General features: G+C 40.2%; 13 protein-coding genes. 5 read left to right on the top strand and 8 right to left on the bottom strand.

The features are described from left to right. Positions 1-276: 276 nt before the first annotated feature. Positions 277-3,588: a protein DpdE gene (gene dpdE, locus NPUN_RS32280; RefSeq protein ID WP_012412566.1), complete on the bottom strand. Its 3,312-nt coding sequence runs from the start codon at positions 3,586-3,588 to the stop codon at positions 277-279. Positions 3,589-3,763: 175 nt separating this feature from the next. Continuing rightward, positions 3,764-3,955 carry a hypothetical protein gene (locus NPUN_RS41160; RefSeq protein WP_148220387.1) on the bottom strand — a complete coding sequence of 64 codons (192 nt, stop codon included), beginning with the start codon at positions 3,953-3,955 and terminating at the stop codon, positions 3,764-3,766. 143 nt (positions 3,956-4,098) lie between these two features. Here NPUN_RS41160 and NPUN_RS32270 point away from each other — a divergent pair, with 143 nt between their 5' ends. Beyond that, positions 4,099-4,353 (top strand): RNA-binding S4 domain-containing protein, encoded by a 255-nt coding sequence (locus tag NPUN_RS32270; protein ID WP_012412565.1) that lies wholly within the window; start codon positions 4,099-4,101, stop codon positions 4,351-4,353. Positions 4,354-4,398: 45 nt separating this feature from the next. Further along, positions 4,399-4,815: an alternative ribosome rescue aminoacyl-tRNA hydrolase ArfB gene (arfB, locus tag NPUN_RS32265; RefSeq protein ID WP_012412564.1), complete on the top strand. Its 417-nt coding sequence runs from the start codon at positions 4,399-4,401 to the stop codon at positions 4,813-4,815. 3 nt (positions 4,816-4,818) lie between these two features. Here arfB and NPUN_RS32260 read toward each other — a convergent pair whose 3' ends face one another. From NPUN_RS32260 to NPUN_RS32240, 5 genes are all read right to left on the bottom strand, one after another. Then, positions 4,819-5,427, bottom strand: coding sequence for a Uma2 family endonuclease (locus tag NPUN_RS32260; protein WP_012412563.1), 609 nt, complete (start codon positions 5,425-5,427; stop codon positions 4,819-4,821). Between the two features lie 213 nt (positions 5,428-5,640). Next, positions 5,641-6,978, bottom strand: coding sequence for a GTPase family protein (locus NPUN_RS32255; RefSeq protein WP_012412562.1), 1,338 nt, complete (start codon positions 6,976-6,978; stop codon positions 5,641-5,643). A 128-nt stretch (positions 6,979-7,106) separates the two neighbouring features. Further along, positions 7,107-7,313, bottom strand: coding sequence for a hypothetical protein (locus NPUN_RS32250; RefSeq protein WP_041565769.1), 207 nt, complete (start codon positions 7,311-7,313; stop codon positions 7,107-7,109). Positions 7,314-7,449: 136 nt separating this feature from the next. Further along, on the bottom strand, positions 7,450-10,086 hold the full coding sequence (locus NPUN_RS32245) for a hybrid sensor histidine kinase/response regulator (RefSeq protein ID WP_012412561.1): 2,637 nt from the start codon (positions 10,084-10,086) through the stop codon (positions 7,450-7,452). 180 nt (positions 10,087-10,266) lie between these two features. Beyond that, positions 10,267-10,968: a rhomboid family intramembrane serine protease gene (locus tag NPUN_RS32240; protein WP_012412560.1), complete on the bottom strand. Its 702-nt coding sequence runs from the start codon at positions 10,966-10,968 to the stop codon at positions 10,267-10,269. Between the two features lie 251 nt (positions 10,969-11,219). Here NPUN_RS32240 and NPUN_RS32235 point away from each other — a divergent pair, with 251 nt between their 5' ends. The 3 genes from NPUN_RS32235 to NPUN_RS32225 all read left to right on the top strand — a co-directional run bounded on the left by NPUN_RS32235 (position 11,220) and on the right by NPUN_RS32225 (position 17,401). Further along, positions 11,220-13,349, top strand: coding sequence for a serine/threonine-protein kinase (locus NPUN_RS32235; RefSeq protein WP_012412559.1), 2,130 nt, complete (start codon positions 11,220-11,222; stop codon positions 13,347-13,349). A 336-nt stretch (positions 13,350-13,685) separates the two neighbouring features. Further along, entirely contained in the window at positions 13,686-16,109 is a 2,424-nt protein-coding gene (locus tag NPUN_RS32230; protein WP_012412558.1) for a hybrid sensor histidine kinase/response regulator, read from the top strand. Then, positions 16,106-17,401, top strand: coding sequence for a hybrid sensor histidine kinase/response regulator (locus NPUN_RS32225; RefSeq protein ID WP_012412557.1), 1,296 nt, complete (start codon positions 16,106-16,108; stop codon positions 17,399-17,401). Before NPUN_RS32230 ends, NPUN_RS32225 begins: the two co-directional genes overlap by 4 nt. A 187-nt stretch (positions 17,402-17,588) precedes the next feature. Here the strand turns inward: NPUN_RS32225 and NPUN_RS32220 are convergent, their stop codons facing one another. Further along, complete coding sequence (locus NPUN_RS32220; protein ID WP_041566535.1) at positions 17,589-19,358, bottom strand: serine/threonine-protein kinase; 1,770 nt, start codon at positions 19,356-19,358, stop codon at positions 17,589-17,591. Positions 19,359-19,529 lie beyond the last annotated feature (171 nt).

The following is a 19,529-nucleotide window of genomic DNA, read 5'->3' as shown; positions in this document are numbered from 1 at the left end:
AAAATTTGAAATGGAGCGATCGCTCCTCAAGTTTCCCCAAAGGGCGATCGCTCCGTTTATAGTTAAGCGATCGCTTTTGTAGCGATGTCTACGATGGTCACTGAGCGGCTGGTGAGCGCAGTCGAACCATGTCGTTCGCGGAGCGTCTCGTAGAGAAGTGCGGGCTACGCCTTCTGCCTGCTACCTCCTTCAAGATATTTGCAAGTCTTAAAAAACCCATCCCTGAAACGGGATGGGGTTAGTACAGTGACTAAAGCTATTTAAGCGGAAATTTTATCACTCAAATTGCACAAGCGATCGCCCCGATACAACAATAAAACCGACAGAATCAAGCCTAATCTGGGGCTGGCGAATACCTTGTAGAATGGCTGCATTTAAAGCAGTTTCGATCTTCAATTCTTCAGCTAATGCATTATCCCAACTTTGTTGGTTCAAACGCAGGCGTAATTGTTCTACTCTATTGGCTAATTTCTTCTCAGCGACTTTAGAACAACTTTGGCATAAGTCAATAAAATCGGGACGATTTGAAAGTAATTCCGCAGAGGTGTTACGTACTTCATAGCAGAAATTTTGCCATTTACTAGGATCAACAAAATCGTCAATAATTCCTAAGCGCTCTTTTGCGAGATTGTAATCTCGTCCTTGATTGTTGTTTTTATCTTTATATGGACGTTGCAGGATACTTAAAAGAGCTTTATCTTCAACAACGCGTATTGGCTCGTTACGACCATCAACATAGATAGTTTCTATAATTGGTGGAAATAGAGCATCAACACGTCGCTGCAAGTTTTTGAATTGAGAATTATCTAGTTTGTTATCTAGTAAAACTTGTTTGGCAATTCTTAAATTTGCCTCGACTACATAGTTGCATTGGAAACCGAACCATTCTTTCCCTTCTTTGGCATCCCAAGATGAATCAGTGCGCCACAGAGCAAAGGCTTCACCTCGGTCATCCCAGTTTATGTAGTTCCATAGTGCTTCAACAAATCCTTCCCCGACTCGAAAGAGTTTAATACCAGGATTCTGGTTTGCTACTCTGCGATTATAAGTACCAAATTGGTCTAAGTAACTATCAGCAAAACGGTTTTTTAACTCATTTATGGGAACCAATGTCCGCGTTGAAGGTTGATAACGTCGCATCTCTGATGAGTCGGGGTTATTGAGTCCTCTAAATCCCAATGCTTCACAAATCCAGCCTTCAATTGCTCGTTTCATTTCTAGATGACAAGCATCGTAATTATCGAGTTCTTGAAAATACTCGGTGGCAATTTCATCGTTAGCGTCAATTTCATCTAGAGCATTTTGTTCGCTAATTTTGGCGATTTCGGCTTCAATTTGCTCTTGAATTGGCGAAATCATCTCCAACAATCCAGCAGCACTGGATTGAAATAAAGCTGTTTCTAATTCTGCAAGTTTATCATCCACATAAAACTGTAAACTCGCAATTGATTGTTGGAAAATACCAAAGCCATCTTTCAATACTTGATACCAAGCATTGTGAGGGCTATCTTCCAAATAGGGGCCAATCAAGACACAAGATTGAACTCCAATTTTGCTACCAATGCGGTCAAGTCTACCAAGTCTTTGCTCTAATTGATTCGGCGACCAAGGAAGGTCAAAATGAATTAACCAATCGGCAAATTGCAGGTTGAGTCCTTCTTCTCCAGAGCGATCGCATACTAGAATAAAGCAGTTGGGGTTATTCCTAAACTTACTTAAGCCTTCCTCAACTTTGTCTGGTGATTCTCCAAATTGATGTTTGGCTATTGTCTCTGCACCAAAGGTATCAGACAAATACCGGACGATTTCGCCACAAGTTTGCACAAAGCTGGTGAATACAATAAATTTGGGCAGAATATCGCCAGAAATTGGCCTCTTGATTCTCTGCTGTATTCTGGTAATGAATTCTTTTTGATTCTTCCGAACGTTTGCGGGAATTTTGAAGTATGTACCTAGCTGATTCAGCAGCACTGTTTTCAAATTTTCCGTCCGTCCTCCATCTTCTTGGGGTTGACGAATAATTTTGAGGAAGGATTGCAGAATCTCTTCTTCGCCTGAGAATTTGGGGGTTGTAGTTAATAGGCGAATATCATCTTCTTTAAACTCCTGGGTGAGTTTAGCATGAGGCTTACCAGTTAACCGGGCGGTAATTACCTGTTCTAATATGCCTAACCAGGTACCAGCAGCGAGGAATAACAAGAGAAAAATTCGCTGATATTGTTTTTCACCAGGAGCAACACCACGCCATTGATTGAGTAGTTCGTGGATATCAGGCGATCGCTCGTCTAAATCATACTCTTCTTTGGGCGTAAAATTGCGGTCAAAGATCACATCTTCCACCGCCGCGCGACGGTTGCGAAGCATTCGGCGGTGTAGTCGATAGATATCGCTGACGTGGGTGCGAATCGCTTGGACTATTTGATCTTGCTCGGTAGAATTTGCTTGTAAACAATTTTCTAAATCATCCGCCAGCTTCTGTAAATACTTATCCTCAGTTACGAGGTTTCGTAGTTGCTGCAAGTTGCTTTTGAGTACAGCAGGTTCAGCACCTTCTTTGAAAGAAAGCAGAAGTCTACCAATTTCCTGACGGCTTTCAACTTTGGCGCGAAAACCTGCTAAATCACCAATTTTATAGGTTGCTGGGTCGAGCAAGTGCAACATTGCCAAGAAATCTTGCTCATGATTGAGAACAGGAGTGGCAGATAATAAAAGTAAGCGATCGCTTTTATGAGCCAGTTCTTTGCAAGTCTGAAAACGCTGGCGCACTGTTGCATCCTTGGAGGTTGCCATTGCTGCGATATGATGAGCTTCATCTAAAATTAAGCAGCCTATCCTCGCTTTCAGGTTGATTTTATGGATATCTTCAACCGCCAGCACCGCTACCCGTTTGCCAAAATGGGAAATGTAAAACTTGTTTTCTAACTCAGTCCGCCATTGTTTGAGTAAATATTGCGGAACTAATACCACCGCACCCCTTTTCGGTTCATCCAAGAGGAATTGACGGAGAATCGCACCCGCTTCGATGGTTTTTCCAAGTCCCACCTCGTCTGCTAGCAAGTAGCGTTGAATTGGGTCTTCCAGTACCCGCCGCACTACTTCAACTTGGTGAGGATAAAGATTAATATTTGCCGAAATCAGTCCTGTCATCCCGCGACTGACAGCGCGTTGCTTAATCAAGGATTTGACGAAAGCCAATCTTTTGTCGTGGAAGTAAGGCGTTTCGTGACCCTTCATCGCTAGAGTTTCGATGGGGTCTGTGTTTGGGAGATTACAACGAACGTAAATGTCTTCTTCAGTAGCGATCGCAGTTTTCTTATCTGGTAAATCAATTTGATACATTTCTGTATCTTCATCCCAAATGAAAACTCTCCCAACTATCCATTTATCCTGAGTTTGGGACTTAATATAGCATCGAGCCTGTGGTTCAAGTCTGACCTCAGAGAGCGAACTTAAAGGTAAAGTTTTTTGAAGACGTTGCCCTATAGAGCAAAAATACTCAACGTTTGCATTGGTATCAGATATTTCCGTAACTTTGCCGATACCCAAAGAGTTATTCTGGGACTGTACCAATAAACCGAGCTTAATCATAGATCCAGTCCCCTGAACACACTAAAAGAACCTTCCAGACTAGTTTTTTCACCTATATCTGGCAGTTTTGTCGATCAACATTATAGATAATAAACTGGCATTACTGTTTTTCGTTTTAGCGATGTCTACGACAGGCTACGCCTACGCTCCACCACATTTACCTAGTAAAATCAGTCTAAAGGCTGATTTGCGTTTTAAATGCATCAGGACGCATTGGCATTGCCAGACGACGCATTGGCATTGTCAGCCGACGCATTGGCATTATCAGCCGACGCATTGGCATTGTCAGAGGACGCATTAGCATTGTCAGCCGACGTATTGGCATTGTCAGCCGACGTATTGGCATTGTCAGAGGACGCATTGGCATTGCATTGCATTGCAGGGTATTACCAAATTAATTCGCTACGAATTCAACGAAATACTGCACTTAGGTGATTATGTGGCGCAATAGATACACGCTTTGCCCCGATCGCACCACGATACAATTAAGATGATGTAGTTTTATTTAGTATGAAGAAAATCCGAGACAACACAATTAAGTTAAACCAATATTTAAAGTTGATGGGTATAGTGCCAACTGGAGGACAAGCCAAGCTAATGATTCAAGGTGGCGATGTCCAAGTAAACGGTATGTTGGAAACCCGACGAGGGCGGCGACTAGTACCAGGTGATAAAGTAACAATAGAAGGAAAGACTTTAGAGGTGAATTTGGATAATAATGAAGACCAAAATGTAGTAATAGATTTTCCCGAACAAACCGAGTAAAAATTTTATCCCAAATTGAAAAGTTCCTCTTTTGCCTTGTGAGCGATGCTGCAAATTTCCAACAAAGTTATAATCCCGCAGAGTGATATTGAAATTAGTGCGATTCGTTCGCAAGGAGCAGGAGGCCAGAATGTAAATAAGGTTTCCACAGCGATTCACTTACGCTTCGATATTATCGCTTCATCATTACCAGATTATTATAAAGAACAGCTTTTAAAGCTGAACGATCGACGCATTACCCAGGAAGGAGTTGTTGTCATCAAAGCACAGGAACACCGAAGCCAAGAAAACAATCGGGAATCAGCTTTGAAACGACTTCAAGAACTCATTCAAAGTGCAGTTGTCGTACCGATAAAACGCAAACCCACGAAACCAACTCGCAGTTCTCAAAGAAAGCGCCTTGACTACAAAACTAAGCGGGGACAGGTTAAGTCTAACAGAGGACAGGTGACAGAATTTTAGATTTTAGCTAGCTTTAAAAATCTGTTCAGCAGTTAAATTTAACTCTGGCAAAGTAGGCGAGACGATGGGATCGCTACTTCTAAATTGAGTAACTTGGTACTCACCATCGATTAATTGATAAATGGATATAGTAGGCAGTTTAGGATTGCCAATAAACTTTCTAGCGCCTATAACCGCGTAATCTATAATCCAATATTCAGGAATACCTATAGCTTCATAATCAGCTAACTTTTTGTAGTAGTCATCCCGCCAATTGCTACTAACAACTTCAATAACTAATGGAATAGATACCGCTTGAGATACAGTCGATTCCTTTTTCCATAAAGGCTCGTTCACTAAATTTGGTCGATTGATTATTAATATGTCTGGTGAATAAGCTGATTCACCTTCAAGTGGTTTTACTAATACAGTTTTTGGAATGTAATAAGGTAAATTTAGACGCTTGATATCAGCAGATATTTCTAGTGCCAAAAAACCGACAACATCTTCATGGCCGCCCGTTGGTTGTGCCATTTCAACAATCACGCCATCATGTAATTCGTATCTTCTGCCCTCGGGCCGCCATGCTGCAAAATCTTCAAAAGTTACTAGTTTACGTAAAGCTTGAATCATAATTTATTGTCCCCCTAAGTAAGTTGCTAGAAATAAACAAAATTATGTTACGAGGCTTAAAGTCCTTACCAATGACAAAGCAGAGTCCTTGCCAGTTAGCTTGAGGTATCAATCAGCATTGGCAAAACCAAAAGCAAGGATATCTGGGAGCTATTAGAGATTTGGCTAGTTTGGCTAAAGAAACTGTGGTAATTACCCCAGATGAAACTGACCTTAGAGATTACGAACTATCTTAAACCGTTCTTGCGCCGCCTGAAACGCTTCTTGCATCACTAACTGAATTCTTTGGGGATCGGGTTTCTTACCTCCCATTAAATCACCAAAATAAACGCAGGCTGCTTCCCCTAGTGCCCAGGTGTAGGCGGCTGCCCAAGATGCTGCGATCGCACTCCCAAAACCTGGTATAAATTTAATTAATTCCCGTGCAATTGCCTGTGCTAAGAAACCACCTGCGATCGCACTGACAACACCCCCCGCCTGTGATGGTGTAATTGTCTGTCCATATAATTTACCCAACAGACCCACCATTGATACTTGCAAGGCAGTTAGTACAGGCATTGTGGCAAAAGGCAGAGGTACGGCCGCAAGGGTGGCAGACATAATCGCAAATGGCAAAATATAACGGCGTGCTGTATCTCGGTAAAGGTTGCCAAGTTGCTTTCCGGCTTCTTCTCGATCTAATAGCTGATAAATCGCTTGCGCTTCTGCTTGTGGGAGTAGTTCTGCTAAAGAATCTCGTAGTGCTTCTAAGCCATAAAATACCGGATTGTAGCCATCTTCTTCTAGGGTAAAGTCAATTAGTACAGAGCGGTCAGTTATCCCGGCGAAGGCTTGCTGCATTGCCGCAAATGCGCGGTTGACTTCTTGATAATCTGGTGGATAGGCAGGATGAGCGACAACATCAGGAGGATAAACCTCATGCAAGCAAGTAACTACTAGCAGACAGGGAATATTTGGATACTGCTGGCGTAACTTTTGAGCAATTTGTCGGAGTGTGTCAGTTGCAAAATCATTGATTTTGACCGTCAACAGGAGGATTCTGGCGGAATCAGTTTCCTTTTGTAAATCGCCAACTAACTCCTGAATGATTTTTTGGGTATCTTGGTTGACATCACCTAGCCCTACCGTATCAGTAAAAACTAATAGCGGCAGGTCATTGGAAGGATAGGCATAGCGCTGCGTGTGTTGCGTGTGAGGACGAAAACCCTGACCGATAATCTCAGCCGAAACTCCTGTCAATCCCCGCACAATTGAACTTTTTCCGGCTTGGGGTTTACCAATTAGTAGTGCTTCTGTGGTTGGCAATTCGGCTCGAATTTTCTCTAAAATCTCTGCAACCTGAGTTTCACTGACGCTAAACCATTCAACAACCGTTTGCGCCAGTTGTTCTACGGGTAGGAGTTTGGTTAAATGTGTTGTTGCTGTGTTCCAGACACCACCAATGCGGTTTGTCCAAGAGTTATCGACCGACTTGGTAGTTGTTCCATCGGTCGGTTCACTCAATTGCTGAGAATCAGTTGTTGGTGAGTCAGCATCACGTTGCTCAATCATTTCTATTCAAACGTAGAAGACCCTTTTACTAATCTTATAGCGATTCTCAAAGTGATAACTAGTACCGTTAGTAGTGTTATATAGCGGTTCTCGAATGGAAGCAATACACGGTTTGGGCACAGTAATGCTTATTTTATTGGTAACAATGCCATTGTTTCGGCTGACAATGCGATAGTTTTGACTAACAATGCCATTGTTTCGACTAACAATGCCATTGTTTTGACTAACAATGCCATTGTTTTGACCGACAATACTATTGTTTTAACCGACAATGCGATTGTTTCGGCTGACAATGTGATAGTTTTGACTGGCAATGCCATTGTTTCGACTTGCATTGTTAACAAATCCTTGAGATACTACGCGCCCAAAGAATTAATCCTTAACAAAAAAGTTTTTTTCGCCCACAAAACACTCGGTATGTACCAATGACTAATAACCAATGACCAATGACTAATGACTAATGACCAATGACTACTGGATCAAATCAACGATCGCTTTCACCAATACATCTGGATCTACTGGTTTAGAAATATGCATTTGAAATCCTGCTGCTAGTGCTTGCTGCTGATTCATTTCGCCTGCATAAGCTGTCAGAGCGATCGCTGGTACGCGTCCTCCTTCTTGCGGCGATCGCGATCGCACTTCCCGTATTAGCATATAACCGTCTGTCCTTGGCATTCCAATATCACTAATTAAAACATCTGGTATCGATTCAGATAGCGCTTGTAATGCTTCCTGCGCTGATGATACAGCAGTTACTTGTACACCGTAGTCTTGCAAAATGAAGCTCACTAAGTCGCGGATATCTGGTTCATCGTCTACCACTAAAATTTGAGTGTCCGAAAGGAGTGAGGATTCAGGCTGAGAATCTAAAGACTCATTCTCTTCTCGCCGAACTTGTTCACTTCTCACCAAAAGCGGTACTTCAACAGTGAAGGTTGCACCCAATCCATCTCCAGGACTTTCGGCTTGAACTTTTCCCCCGTGCATTTCTACAACCTTACGCACGATCGCTAATCCTAAACCTAGTCCGCCAAATGTCCTTGTAGTTGTGCCATCAGCTTGGCGAAAGTAATCAAACACATAAGGCAAAAAGTCTGGGTTAATTCCCTTACCTGTATCGCTGACTTGAATTTGAATCTGATTACTAGCTTCCATGAGTCGAATTCCTACTCGTCCTCCGGTTGGTGTAAATTTTACCGCATTAGAAAGCAGATTCCACACAACTTGCTGGAGCCGATTTGGATCGCCCATAACTTGTCCTAAACTGGCATCAAATATGGTCTGAATTTGAATTGACTTAGCTTGTGCTGCTAGTCGTACTGTCTCTAGTGCTGCTTCAACTACCATTACCAAGTTCACTGGACAGATATTTAAGTTTAATTTTCCTTGGAGAATGCGAGACACATCCAACAAATCTTCAATTAACTGGGTTTGTAACTTGGCGTTGCGTTCAATGGTTTCCAAGGCGCGGTTAGTGGTTTGTTGATCAAACTTGCGAGTCCGCAACATTTTCGACCATCCCAGGATAGGGTTGAGTGGGGTTCGCAGTTCATGGGAGAGAACCGCCAGAAACTCATCTTTAATTTGGTTGGCGATCTCTGCTTCTTGGCGTGCTGTTCTTTCGCATTGGAGGAGGCGATCGCATTCTTTTTCAGCCAATTTGCGATCGGTAATATCTAGTACAAAAGCAACACCATGTTCTTGGGAGTCATTCAGCAAGGCTATCCCCAAAACAATTGGTACTCGCTTACCGTTGCGGTGGATGTACTCTTTCTCGTAAATTTTGGAAACTCCAGTGGTTTGCACCTCTAAAATGGCGCGATCGTCTAAATACTTGTATTCAATAGGAGTGAATTCTTGCCAATTAACTTTACCTAAAAGAGTAAACTCCTCATGAGTGTAGCCAGCTAGTTGAAGAAAGGCATCATTGGCATCAATAACGAAGCCATCCACATTCCAAAAAGCAACCCCAATCAGGTTAGACTCAAACAAACGCCGAAATCTAGCTTCACTTTCGCGTAATGATTTTTCTGCCCGTTTGTGTTCGGTAATATCACGAGAAACAATAATTACGCCTTCAATACTTTGATTTAAATTCCGTAATGCAGTAATAATATATTCATAATAATGTACCCCATCAGCAGTTACATATTTACACTCATCCTTGATTGGCTGCCCAGTTTTAATCACAGCTTTTAGTTGATTGTCTACCTGTTCTACAAGGTCTGTGGGTAAATCCAGGTCTTGCAAAGTCTTTCCGACAATATCCTGGGGTTGAAAACCTAATATACTAGCTGCATCGCTACTAACATATTGATAGCAACCTCTGCGATTAAAGATATAAATATGATCGACTGAAGCGGTGAGGATGGCATTTAAAATATTTGCCTGTTCTTGGACTTGTGTGGTTAGTTCGCGAGTACTTTCTTCAGCCTGTTTGCACACAGTAGTTTCCATACAAACACCGATCATTCGCACCGCTTGTCCCTGCTCGTCATAGATAAATTTTCCCTTAGCAGAAATCCAATGTACACTTTGGTCTGAGCGAATTATCCGAAATTCATCGTTGTAGTCAGTTTTTTGTGCCAAAGCCTGGCCGATCCCTTGCATTACAGATTGCTTGTCTTCAGGATAAACGCACTTTTGAAACGTTTCATAAGGGCCATCAAAACTACTTGGAATTAGACCAAAAAGCAGTTCATAATTTTCAGACCAGATGACTTGATTGGTTAAAATATTCCAATCCCATAAGCCCATCTGAGAAACATCTAAAGCTAGCCTCAGCCGTTCTTCACTATCTTTCAGGATTACTTCTAACTGCTGTCGCTGTGCAATTTCTTGTTGGAATTGCTCTAAAGTCATTGCCACATCTGTTGTCACATTAAAGCCTGTAGACTTCTCCTGCTCCAGATGGCATTCAATCTCATATTCTAAAACTGAAATATGCGAACTTTGTGCCGATGTTGCCAGTTTTCTTAATTGCTCTTCTAGTGCTACTTGCCTTTGCTGATAAAATATTTCTGCTTGCTCTAACTCAGCTACACGCTGCCGTAAAACCGCTAATTCATCAGTAAGTTTAGAATTAATTTTATCAACATTTGGCATTTGAATAAACCGCTAACAACTAAAAATAACACCGACTTGAAGAGTAGGCATACCCTAGTTTTAGCAGTATGAATTTTAAAGCTAAAAAATGCAATCCATCCAAAGGCACATAAGAGTTTTAGCTAAAAGATATCCTCTGGTATTTAAGAGCCATGTCTAAAGATAAGACAAGCAAATCAATTATCTCTTCAATCGGATGAAAGCCGCACCACTGAATAATCCCACAATCTGCCCCCAGAAGACAACACCCGATTGATTTACGCCAATGGGGGGAATGTTTAAACTGCCGATACCATAAAATAACTGTTGCACAAACCACCAAAATATATAGAGAAAGGCGGGAAGTTCGATAGGAATATACACAATAATTAACGGTAAAATGGTGTCAATTTTAGCTTTAGGAAATTTCATAATGTATGCCCCTAAAATAGCTGCGATCGCGCCATTTCCCCCAATTAATGGTACTGTCAAACTCGGTTCAATCAGAATTTGTACAACCCCTGTTAAAATGCCAGCCGCCAGATAAAATTCCAAATATCGTCTGTGTCCCAAAATATTTTCTACAGTCTTACCAAAAACCCATAGAAATAGTAGATTTCCCAATATTTGACTAAAACTGCCGTGTAGAAATATTCCAAAAACTAGTGAAAATACTCGCCAAATTACAATTATCCAAGCAGCAGAGTTATTGAAGAAGAATGCATTTGTAATTGCCCTACTAATCTGGGCTGGAATCACACCCCAACTATTGACAAAATAGCCCAGTGTATCACTAAGTTCTAGTTGGATTTCCCATAAAAATACGGCAATATTAATGCCAATTAGCCAATTATTAATAATCGGCTTATTCCAACAACGAATATTATCACTAATAGGAATCATATAAATTTATCATTGGTCATTGGTCACTTGTACTGAGTTTTGACTGCGCGGAAATCGAGCGAAGTCGAGATTCAACTACCGCGTAGTCGTAAAGCCTGCAGCATAGCTACGCTTAGGGTGCAGTCTTTTATAGAGAAGTATTGGTCATTAGTTATCAGTTATTCTGCCTCTGACTACCCTATTACCCCTATCCTCCTTAACGTGTGGCAAGATTGAAATCAGATCGCATCGCACTTAAGTAGGCAAACGAGATGCTAGGAAACACACTTGTTGGAAGATACCAAATTATTAGTAACTTGGGAGGAGGGGGTTTTGGTGAAACCTTTGTTGCTTATGATACTCAATTACCCGGTTCACCTCAATGTGTGGTCAAGAAACTCAAACCCCAAGCAAACGATCCGGTAACTTTAGAGACGGCTAGGCGCTTATTTGATACAGAAGCACAAGTTCTGTATAAATTAGGAACTCACGATCGCATTCCCCAACTTTTAGCTTATTTTGAGGAGAATGCCGAATTTTATCTCGTACAGGAATTGATCGAAGGTCATGACCTAAGTCAAGAATTAATACCAGGTAAAACCCTTAGTCAAGAGCAAGTAATTTCACTTTTACAAGAACTTTTGACAATTCTAGAATTTGTCCATCAACAGAATGTAATTCACCGTGATGTCAACCCCCGAAATATCCTCAGACGACACCCGGATGGCAAATTAATCTTAATTGATTTTGGTGCGGTTAAACAAATTACTACCCAAGTAATTACTCCCGAAGGTTCAACTAAAGGTACTGTTGCTATAGGTACGCCTGGATATATTCCTGGAGAACAAGCTCATGGTACGCCAAAATTAAGCAGTGATATTTATGCTGCGGGAATCATTGCTATTCAAGCTCTCACTGGATTATTACCAGAGGAAATAGTAAAAGATGCTGAGACTAATGAAATTATGTGGCGCGATAAAGCCACAGTAACGCCAGAATTTGCTCAATTCTTAGACAAAATGGTGTGCTACGACTTTCGACAACGCTATTCTTCGGCTACGGTAGCATTAAAAGCGCTGAAAGAGCTAACACTACCACCGGCTGAAACAATAGCATTAACTCCTATTTATCCAGCCAAAAATCTAACCAAACCACAACCGAAAAAAGGAATTTTAGGTAAAGTTTTACTAACAATATTTTTAGTGGGAATAAGTGGAGTTGCATCAATATTTATTTTTAATCATATTAATTCAAATAACGCTATAGAATTATCCAAACAAGGAAATACACTTTTTGATTTGCAACGCTATCAAGACGCATTAGAAGTATATGAAAAAGCCGTTAATATTAGACCAGATTATGCTCAAGGATGGAATGGTCAGGGGAAAACGCTGTATAAATTAAAAAAATCTAAAGAAGCATTAGCTGCGTATGATAGAGCAATCCAAATTAAGCCAGATTATTTTGAAGCTTGGAGTGGACGCGGCTTTGTCTTGGCAAGTCTACAGCGATATCAAGAAGCGATCGCATCTTTTGATAAAGCCTTACAATTAAATAATGAAAGCTCAGAAGTCTGGAATGCTAAGGGTGAAGCTTTTAGTAACTTAAACCAATATGACCAAGCAATAAAAGCTTATGAAAAAGCGATTGAATTAAAATCAGATAATTATGAAGCTTGGTACAAAAAAGGATTAGCTTTACAAAATTCTAACCGATATGAAGAAGCGATCGCAGCATACCAAAAAGTCGTTGATTTAAAACCAGACTATGAGCAGGCTTGGTATAATTTGGGGAATGCATTAGTTAATTTGCAACACTACCAAGATGCATTCAACGCTTATGATAAAGCTGTACAATATAAGTCAAGTTATTATCAAGCCTGGTTTTCTAGAGGTAATACCCTACTCAACTTACGACGTTATCCAGAAGCAATTGAATCTTTTAATCAAGTAATTAAATACAATCCTAATAGCTATCAAGCATGGTTTAACTTGGGCTGGTCGCTGCATCAAAACCAACGCTATGAAGAAGCAATAAAATCTTATAATAAAGCCGCAACACTTAAGTCAAAAGACTATCAACTCTGGTACAATCTGGGAAATTCACAATACATTTTGCAAAAATACGAAGATGCGATCGCATCTTATAATAAGGCAGTTCGTTATAAACCAGACCATTCTGAAAGCTGGTATAGCAGAGGCAATGCTCTACTAAATTTGAAACGGTTTCAAGATGCGATCGCGTCTTACGATCGAGCAATAAAATACAAGCCTAATTACCAACAAGCTATAGACGGCCGCAATCAAGCCCAGATTCAACTGCAATCCGAGAAACCTAAACCTATAATTGTGCCAGTTATCCCAGTTCCTAATCCTACAAATCCACCGCAGACGACACCCTAGCACTGCAAGGCAGAATTAAGAATTAAAAATTAAACATGAATACAGCGTAAGCGTTTCGTTGATTTGGAATAGATGGTTTATTTATGCGGTGCTGTACTCGTACAGTAACAATTCGTAATTACGAATTATGAATTGTTAATAACACGTTTTATAGCCAATAATTGGAATTTTAGTTGATTTTAAAGAATATTTTGAGATCGCAACTTATAATTCGTAGCATTACTATAAATTTATTGTTTATTTTACCAAAAGCTGTGAGCATCGGTAACTTCTTGGGCAATCTAAAGATAACCGAGAATTTCTTCTTACCGAACTATGCGATTAAGGAGCTAACCCTTGATACAAGCAAACTCCAGCCTATCAGCAACTAATAAAGAAAATCATCTTTCACGAAATTTACTAATTCGATTTATTCTTGGCGGTACTACCCTTATATTCAGTATTTCTGCCTATTTCAGCTATCAAGCCACTAGAAATTTGATGCTCAAAGATTTGAGACATAGCGCTTTTTTAGAGGTACAGAGAGGGGATAGTGAAATTGAAGAGTGGTTACATGTTCGCCAAGTGGAGGTAGAAACCCTGGCGAATACTTCAACTGTACGCTCCTTAAACTGGTCTGTGGCAGAACTATATTTAAAGGCGGAAGTCAAGCGGATTAATGAATTTTTCTTTTTCCAAATAGCTACCCCAGATGGTTCATATTCCAATACAAAAGTCGGTCGATCAAATAAAAATATTCAGGATCGAGACTACTTTCAAAAAGCAATTGCGGGAAAGAGCGATATTTCCGATCCCTTTATTAGCCGTTCTACAGGAATTCCTTTAATTGCCATCTCCACCCCGATTCGGTCAAATTCTACTAGCAGTACACCGATAGGGGCTTTCCAGGGCAATGTGAGAGTCGATCGCATTGCAGAGGTTGTTAACTCCCTGCACTACGGCACAAGCAGCTATGCTTTTGCTCTCAATTCTCAAGGACAAGCGATTGTCCATCCAAACTCGGCGTTAATGTCAACCGTAGAAAAACCTGCACCCAGCCTGCTGAAAATTGGCGATCGCAATTTAAATGCGATCGCTCAGAGGATGGTAAACAAACAACAGGGAATTGAGTTAATGGAAATTGACGGCACTAAACAGTATGTAGCTTATCTGCCGTTGCAAGCTGCTAATTGGTCTGTAGCTTTGGTGATTCCCCGCCAAAATATTGAATCTCGATTGCAATTCCTCGATTTGATTGCCTTAATTGTCGGTGGACTGACACTCACCATGATTACTGTCTTGTGGCAAGTCCAAGCATTTGAACAACGTGAACTGAAAAAATCTAAAGCTGCGGCTGATACAGCCAACCATGCTAAAAGCGAATTTTTAGCTAACATGAGTCATGAACTGCGAACACCTTTAAATGGCATTCTCGGTTGTGCCCAAATTTTGCTGCGTTCCCCAGCTTTACCTAAGCAAGAGCTATATCACGTCAATATTATTGAACAATGTGGCTCTCATCTGCTGACTTTAATTAATGACATTTTAGATCTCTCCAAAATTGAAGCGAAAAAGCTAGAACTTTATCCAGATGATGTGCATTTCCCCTCATTTCTCCAAGGAATTGTCGAAATATGCCACATTCGGGCAAAACAAAAGGGCATTTTGTTTGTCTATAAACCTGGGATAAATTTGCCTACAGGGATTCATGTCGATGTCAAAAGATTACGTCAGGTACTATTGAATCTGCTGGGAAATGCCATCAAATTTACAGATGAAGGTCAGGTTACTTTCAATATTGAAGTCATCGATCGAGCTCCCAATGATGTGCAGATAATAAAACATCGCCTTCGCTTTACTGTAGAAGACACAGGAATTGGTATAACTCCCGTAGAATTGAGCCAGATTTTCTTGCCATTTGAACAAGTAGGTGAGAAAAAGCGCCAAGCTGAAGGTACAGGGCTGGGTTTAGCTATTACTCGGCAGTTAGTACAGATGATGGGTAGCGATATCCATGTTCATAGTCAGATTGGTCAGGGAAGTAGCTTTTTGTTTGAGTTAGAGATACCCGAAGCGACTGACTGGGTACAATCTGCGATCGCTACCTCAGAGAAACAAATCATTGGCTTTGAGGGTGGTCCCTACACTATCCTAATGGTTGACGATCGCTGGGAGAATCGCACAGTGATTACAAACTTACTGCAACCACTGGGTTTTAATGTGGTTGAAGCCAGCAACGGTAAAGAAGGTTTAGAAAAAGCGATCGCCCTCAAACCAAACTTAATCGTTACAGATTTGCTGATGCCAGAAATGGATGGGTTTGAATTAATTAAACACCTGCGTCACACTCCAGAAATTCAGGATGTATTGATTATCGTTTCTTCCGCTAGTGTCTTTGAAGCCGACCGAAATCGCAGTCTGCAAGCTGGAGGTAACGCCTTTTTGAGCAAACCCATACAAGTAGATGAATTATTGCATCAACTAGAACAATACTTAAATTTGGTATGGATTTACAAGCAATCTCAGCCTGATGGAGAAAAAGCCAAAGATGGAACGACAGCAACTGCTCAATTAATCCTTCCTTCCCCTCAGGTGTTGCAAGAACTAGTCATTTTAGCCAGTAGAGGTAACTTTAATGGCATTATCAAGTGGGCCGATCAACTGGAAGAAACAGATACAACTTTTGCACCATTTGCTAACGAACTACGGCAATTAGCAAGGCAATTTGATGAAGATTTAATTATAAATTTTTTGACTAAATATGCGGTAGAAACAGTATGAAAACTATTATTGAAAACCAAAATAATTCTATCAATTATGCTCCTTCTAGGGGAATTGTTTTAGTTGTTGACGATAACCCTGCCAATTTACAAGTTTTATCCAGCTTTCTGGATCAGTCTAGCTTTGAAGTTTGGGCAGCCCGCAGTGGAGAGAAAGCCCTTCAGCGATTAGAAAATGATGATTTACCTGATTTAATCTTGCTGGATGTAATGATGCCGGGTATAGATGGTTTTGAAACCTGTAAACAGCTAAAAAGCAATCCTCGTGTCCAAGATATTCCAGTAATTTTTATGACAGCCCTTTCAGAAACGGCTGATAAAGTCAAAGGTTTGCAATTGGGAGCCGTAGACTATATTACTAAACCTTTTCAGCACGAAGAAGTCTTAGTGCGGATTGAAAATCACCTCAAACTGAGAAATTTGACAAAAACCTTGATAGCGAAAAATGCCGAATTACAACAGACTCAAACTCAACTGATTCAAGCAGAAAAGGTAGCAGCTTTGGGTCAACTAACAGCAGGAATTGCTCATGAAGTTAATAATCCTATCAATTTTATAGCTGGCAACTTAAATTTTGTTGAAAAGTATGTACAAGAGGTAGTTAGTTTATTACATCTCTATCAAAAATATCTGCCCGATCCACCAGATGAACTTCAAACCGCAATTAAAAAAAGCGATCTTGACTTTTTGTTAGATGATTTATCTAAAATTATTCAATCCATGCAACTTGGTACAGATCGCGTTACAGAAATTGTGTCATATTTAAATAACTTCTCCCGTCACAGAGAAGCTGGTAAAAAACTAGCTAACTTGCATGAAGGGTTAGAAAGCACATTACTCATTCTTGGACATCGGTTTAAGCGAAATGCTCATCATCCAGCTATAAAATTAGTTAAAGAATATGGAACTTTGCCACTTATTGAGTGTTTTCCCGGCGAGATTAATCAAGTTTTTATGAACTTAATTTGTAATGCAATCGATGCAATTGAAGAAGCAAATAAAAATAAAGATATTGATACAATTTATCAAAATCCTGGGATAATTAAAATTAGAACTGAGGCAATTGGAGAGCATGTTATTTTAAGAGTTGCTGACAATGGCCCAGGTATAAGCAATGCAGATCAAACAAAAATATTTGATGCTTTTTACACAACAAAACCCGTCGGGAAAGGAACAGGGCTTGGTCTATCTATTGCTTACCAAATTGTGGTTAATAACCATCATGGTAAGCTCACATACGATTCTAAGCTAGGTGAAGGTATAGAGTTTATCATTGAACTACCCATTCGATAAATGAGAATTATAAACTAAATAAAAGTAACCATCACCTCTTTGTGTACCAATACGGTTCAGTTAAGGATTTCAGACCTGTAGAGACGCGTTAGCGTGGCGGGGCATTCGAAGCCAGCCCAGTACATTTTCGCATCTCTACTTAAACTTGCTCTATGTAACAAGTACATTTATTTAAAAATTGCTGTAACTATCGAATATTCACTTCTTGCAAATAATTCACTTGCTGAAGATATTCAATCTTAGTGTCTGAGTTTTTAGAGACAAATGAATTTGTCCTTTTTGTATAAGCTATCTTTTGATTGTCAGCCTGCACGTGTTGTTTTTGAGTATACTCATTCAATTTAACTTGAGCTTGAGCATAAACTAGAGCATCTTGGGGAATATTTCGGAGAAATTTTACAGCCCGATCAAAATCACCAATAGATGCTTTTTTGTAAGCGTTCTGTAAAAAGTAAGCTGCTCTGATTTGGCGCTTTCGATTGTACTCAGCCAGCTTTTCTTGAACTAAAGCCCCCGCACGACTTTCTTTAGGAATTTCCCGCAGATATTGTAATGCAGTAGAAAAATCTCTAATCTCGGCACTTTCGTAAGCTTTTGCTAATAAATCTTGTGTCTGTGCTTCGATGTTAACGTATGCTTGCTGAACTAGTTTATCTGTTTTAGATTGCCAATATGAAATATTTGGAATTTGAGAAACAGCATCAAGAACATCTGACCATCGGCTCTCATGAAAAGCTATTTGAGCTATTTGGTATTGTTGTGCAGCAACTTGCCATTGCTCTTGCCATTCTTCAATTGTGGCTTGGGCTTCTGGATAAACATTGCTGTGGGAGGGAATTGATTTAGCAAGTGCGATCGCTTCTTGCAAATCCCCAGCTTGATATTCTTTTGTTGCTTGATATAAAGTATCTGTTTCTGAGTATGCAGGTGCAGTATTAACTAAAGAATATACACCAAATCCCATCAATAAAGAATTAGCTGCTAGCCCGACTTTCATTCCTGTCAATAACGGGGATGATGTGTCAGATGTAGGATTTTGAAAATCATTATCCTCAATCGCAACTTCTTCTAGAAAAAATTCAGAATCTTCCTGTAATATTTCTGGTGGCTGATCCCATGTTATTTGTTTGAGTACCCGCAGTACCTCAGTCGCTGACTGGAAGCGATTTTGAGAATCGTAACGGATCATTTGGCTGAGAACAGCAGCTAGATAATCGTTAACTGGCGTGTTTTGAGAACGCCAAAAAATTTCATTAGTATGAGGATCAACTTTTAATTGTAGTGGTTCTAACCCAGTTAAAGCCTGGATAGCAATCATCCCCAAAGCATAAATATCGCTGTTGGGCTGTGTTTGACCAATAAATTGCTCTGGTGGTATATATCCCAATGAGGTGACGGGAATCCTATAAATCGGCAATTCCGCACCTATGCCAAAATCGATAGACTGGATTGAGCCAAAGTCAATCAAAACTAACTTGCCATCGCTATTACGTCTAATTAAGTTTTCTGGTTTGATGTCACAATGGATCACGCCTTGAGAGTGAACAAATTCTAGAATACTTAAAACATCTATCAGGAATTGTACAACTTCCCTTTCATTCCACAGACACCCCCACTGTTGAGCAATGGGCAATTCCGCAGTCAGCGCATGTCCTTCAATTAGCTCTTGTACTAAATAAAACTGGCTGTTTTCTTCAAAGCAGGCGATAAATTCAGGAATTTGTTGATGGCTTCCCAGAAGCTTGAGGGTTTCAGTTTCAGTTAGAAACATTAACCTCAGCATCTCCAAGTAGCCAGGTTCGGAACTGCTAACTTTTATCTGCTTAATAACACATTTAGGATTCTGGGGAAAATCTACGTCTACAGCTATGTATGTTTGTCCAAATACCCCTGCACCAAGGCTTTGGACAATTTGGTAACGCCCTTGTAGTAATTTACCGATTATGTGCTTGGTCATGACCTGGTTACTCAGTAAGTCCTTATTATTTAGTTTTTCTGGCATTCCCTCCTGTTTCCGGAATGCTTTAGAAATAAATCAAGAGAGTTTTGATACCTTAAATACAAGTTTAATTTTTTAAGTATTTTTGCGTAAAAAAAGATAATTTTTTATTAAAGCCAATACTTCACA

Source organism: Nostoc punctiforme PCC 73102 (assembly GCF_000020025.1).
Lineage (GTDB): Bacteria > Cyanobacteriota > Cyanobacteriia > Cyanobacteriales > Nostocaceae > Nostoc > Nostoc punctiforme.
This window is presented reverse-complemented; position numbering and strand designations above follow the sequence as displayed.

Bases quoted from the DNA above. Each gene is read 5' to 3' on its own strand.
- dpdE (WP_012412566.1), bottom strand. From the start codon at position 3,588: ATGATTAAGCTCGGTTTATTGGTACAGTCCCAGAATAACTCTTTGGGT.
- NPUN_RS41160 (WP_148220387.1), bottom strand. From the start codon at position 3,955: ATGCCAATGCGTCCTCTGACAATGCCAATACGTCGGCTGACAATGCCA.
- NPUN_RS32270 (WP_012412565.1), top strand. From the start codon at position 4,099: ATGAAGAAAATCCGAGACAACACAATTAAGTTAAACCAATATTTAAAG.
- arfB (WP_012412564.1), top strand. From the start codon at position 4,399: ATGCTGCAAATTTCCAACAAAGTTATAATCCCGCAGAGTGATATTGAA.
- NPUN_RS32260 (WP_012412563.1), bottom strand. From the start codon at position 5,427: ATGATTCAAGCTTTACGTAAACTAGTAACTTTTGAAGATTTTGCAGCA.
- NPUN_RS32255 (WP_012412562.1), bottom strand. From the start codon at position 6,978: ATGATTGAGCAACGTGATGCTGACTCACCAACAACTGATTCTCAGCAA.
- NPUN_RS32250 (WP_041565769.1), bottom strand. From the start codon at position 7,313: ATGCAAGTCGAAACAATGGCATTGCCAGTCAAAACTATCACATTGTCA.
- NPUN_RS32245 (WP_012412561.1), bottom strand. From the start codon at position 10,086: ATGCCAAATGTTGATAAAATTAATTCTAAACTTACTGATGAATTAGCG.
- NPUN_RS32240 (WP_012412560.1), bottom strand. From the start codon at position 10,968: ATGATTCCTATTAGTGATAATATTCGTTGTTGGAATAAGCCGATTATT.
- NPUN_RS32235 (WP_012412559.1), top strand. From the start codon at position 11,220: ATGCTAGGAAACACACTTGTTGGAAGATACCAAATTATTAGTAACTTG.
- NPUN_RS32225 (WP_012412557.1), top strand. From the start codon at position 16,106: ATGAAAACTATTATTGAAAACCAAAATAATTCTATCAATTATGCTCCT.
- NPUN_RS32220 (WP_041566535.1), bottom strand. From the start codon at position 19,358: ATGACCAAGCACATAATCGGTAAATTACTACAAGGGCGTTACCAAATT.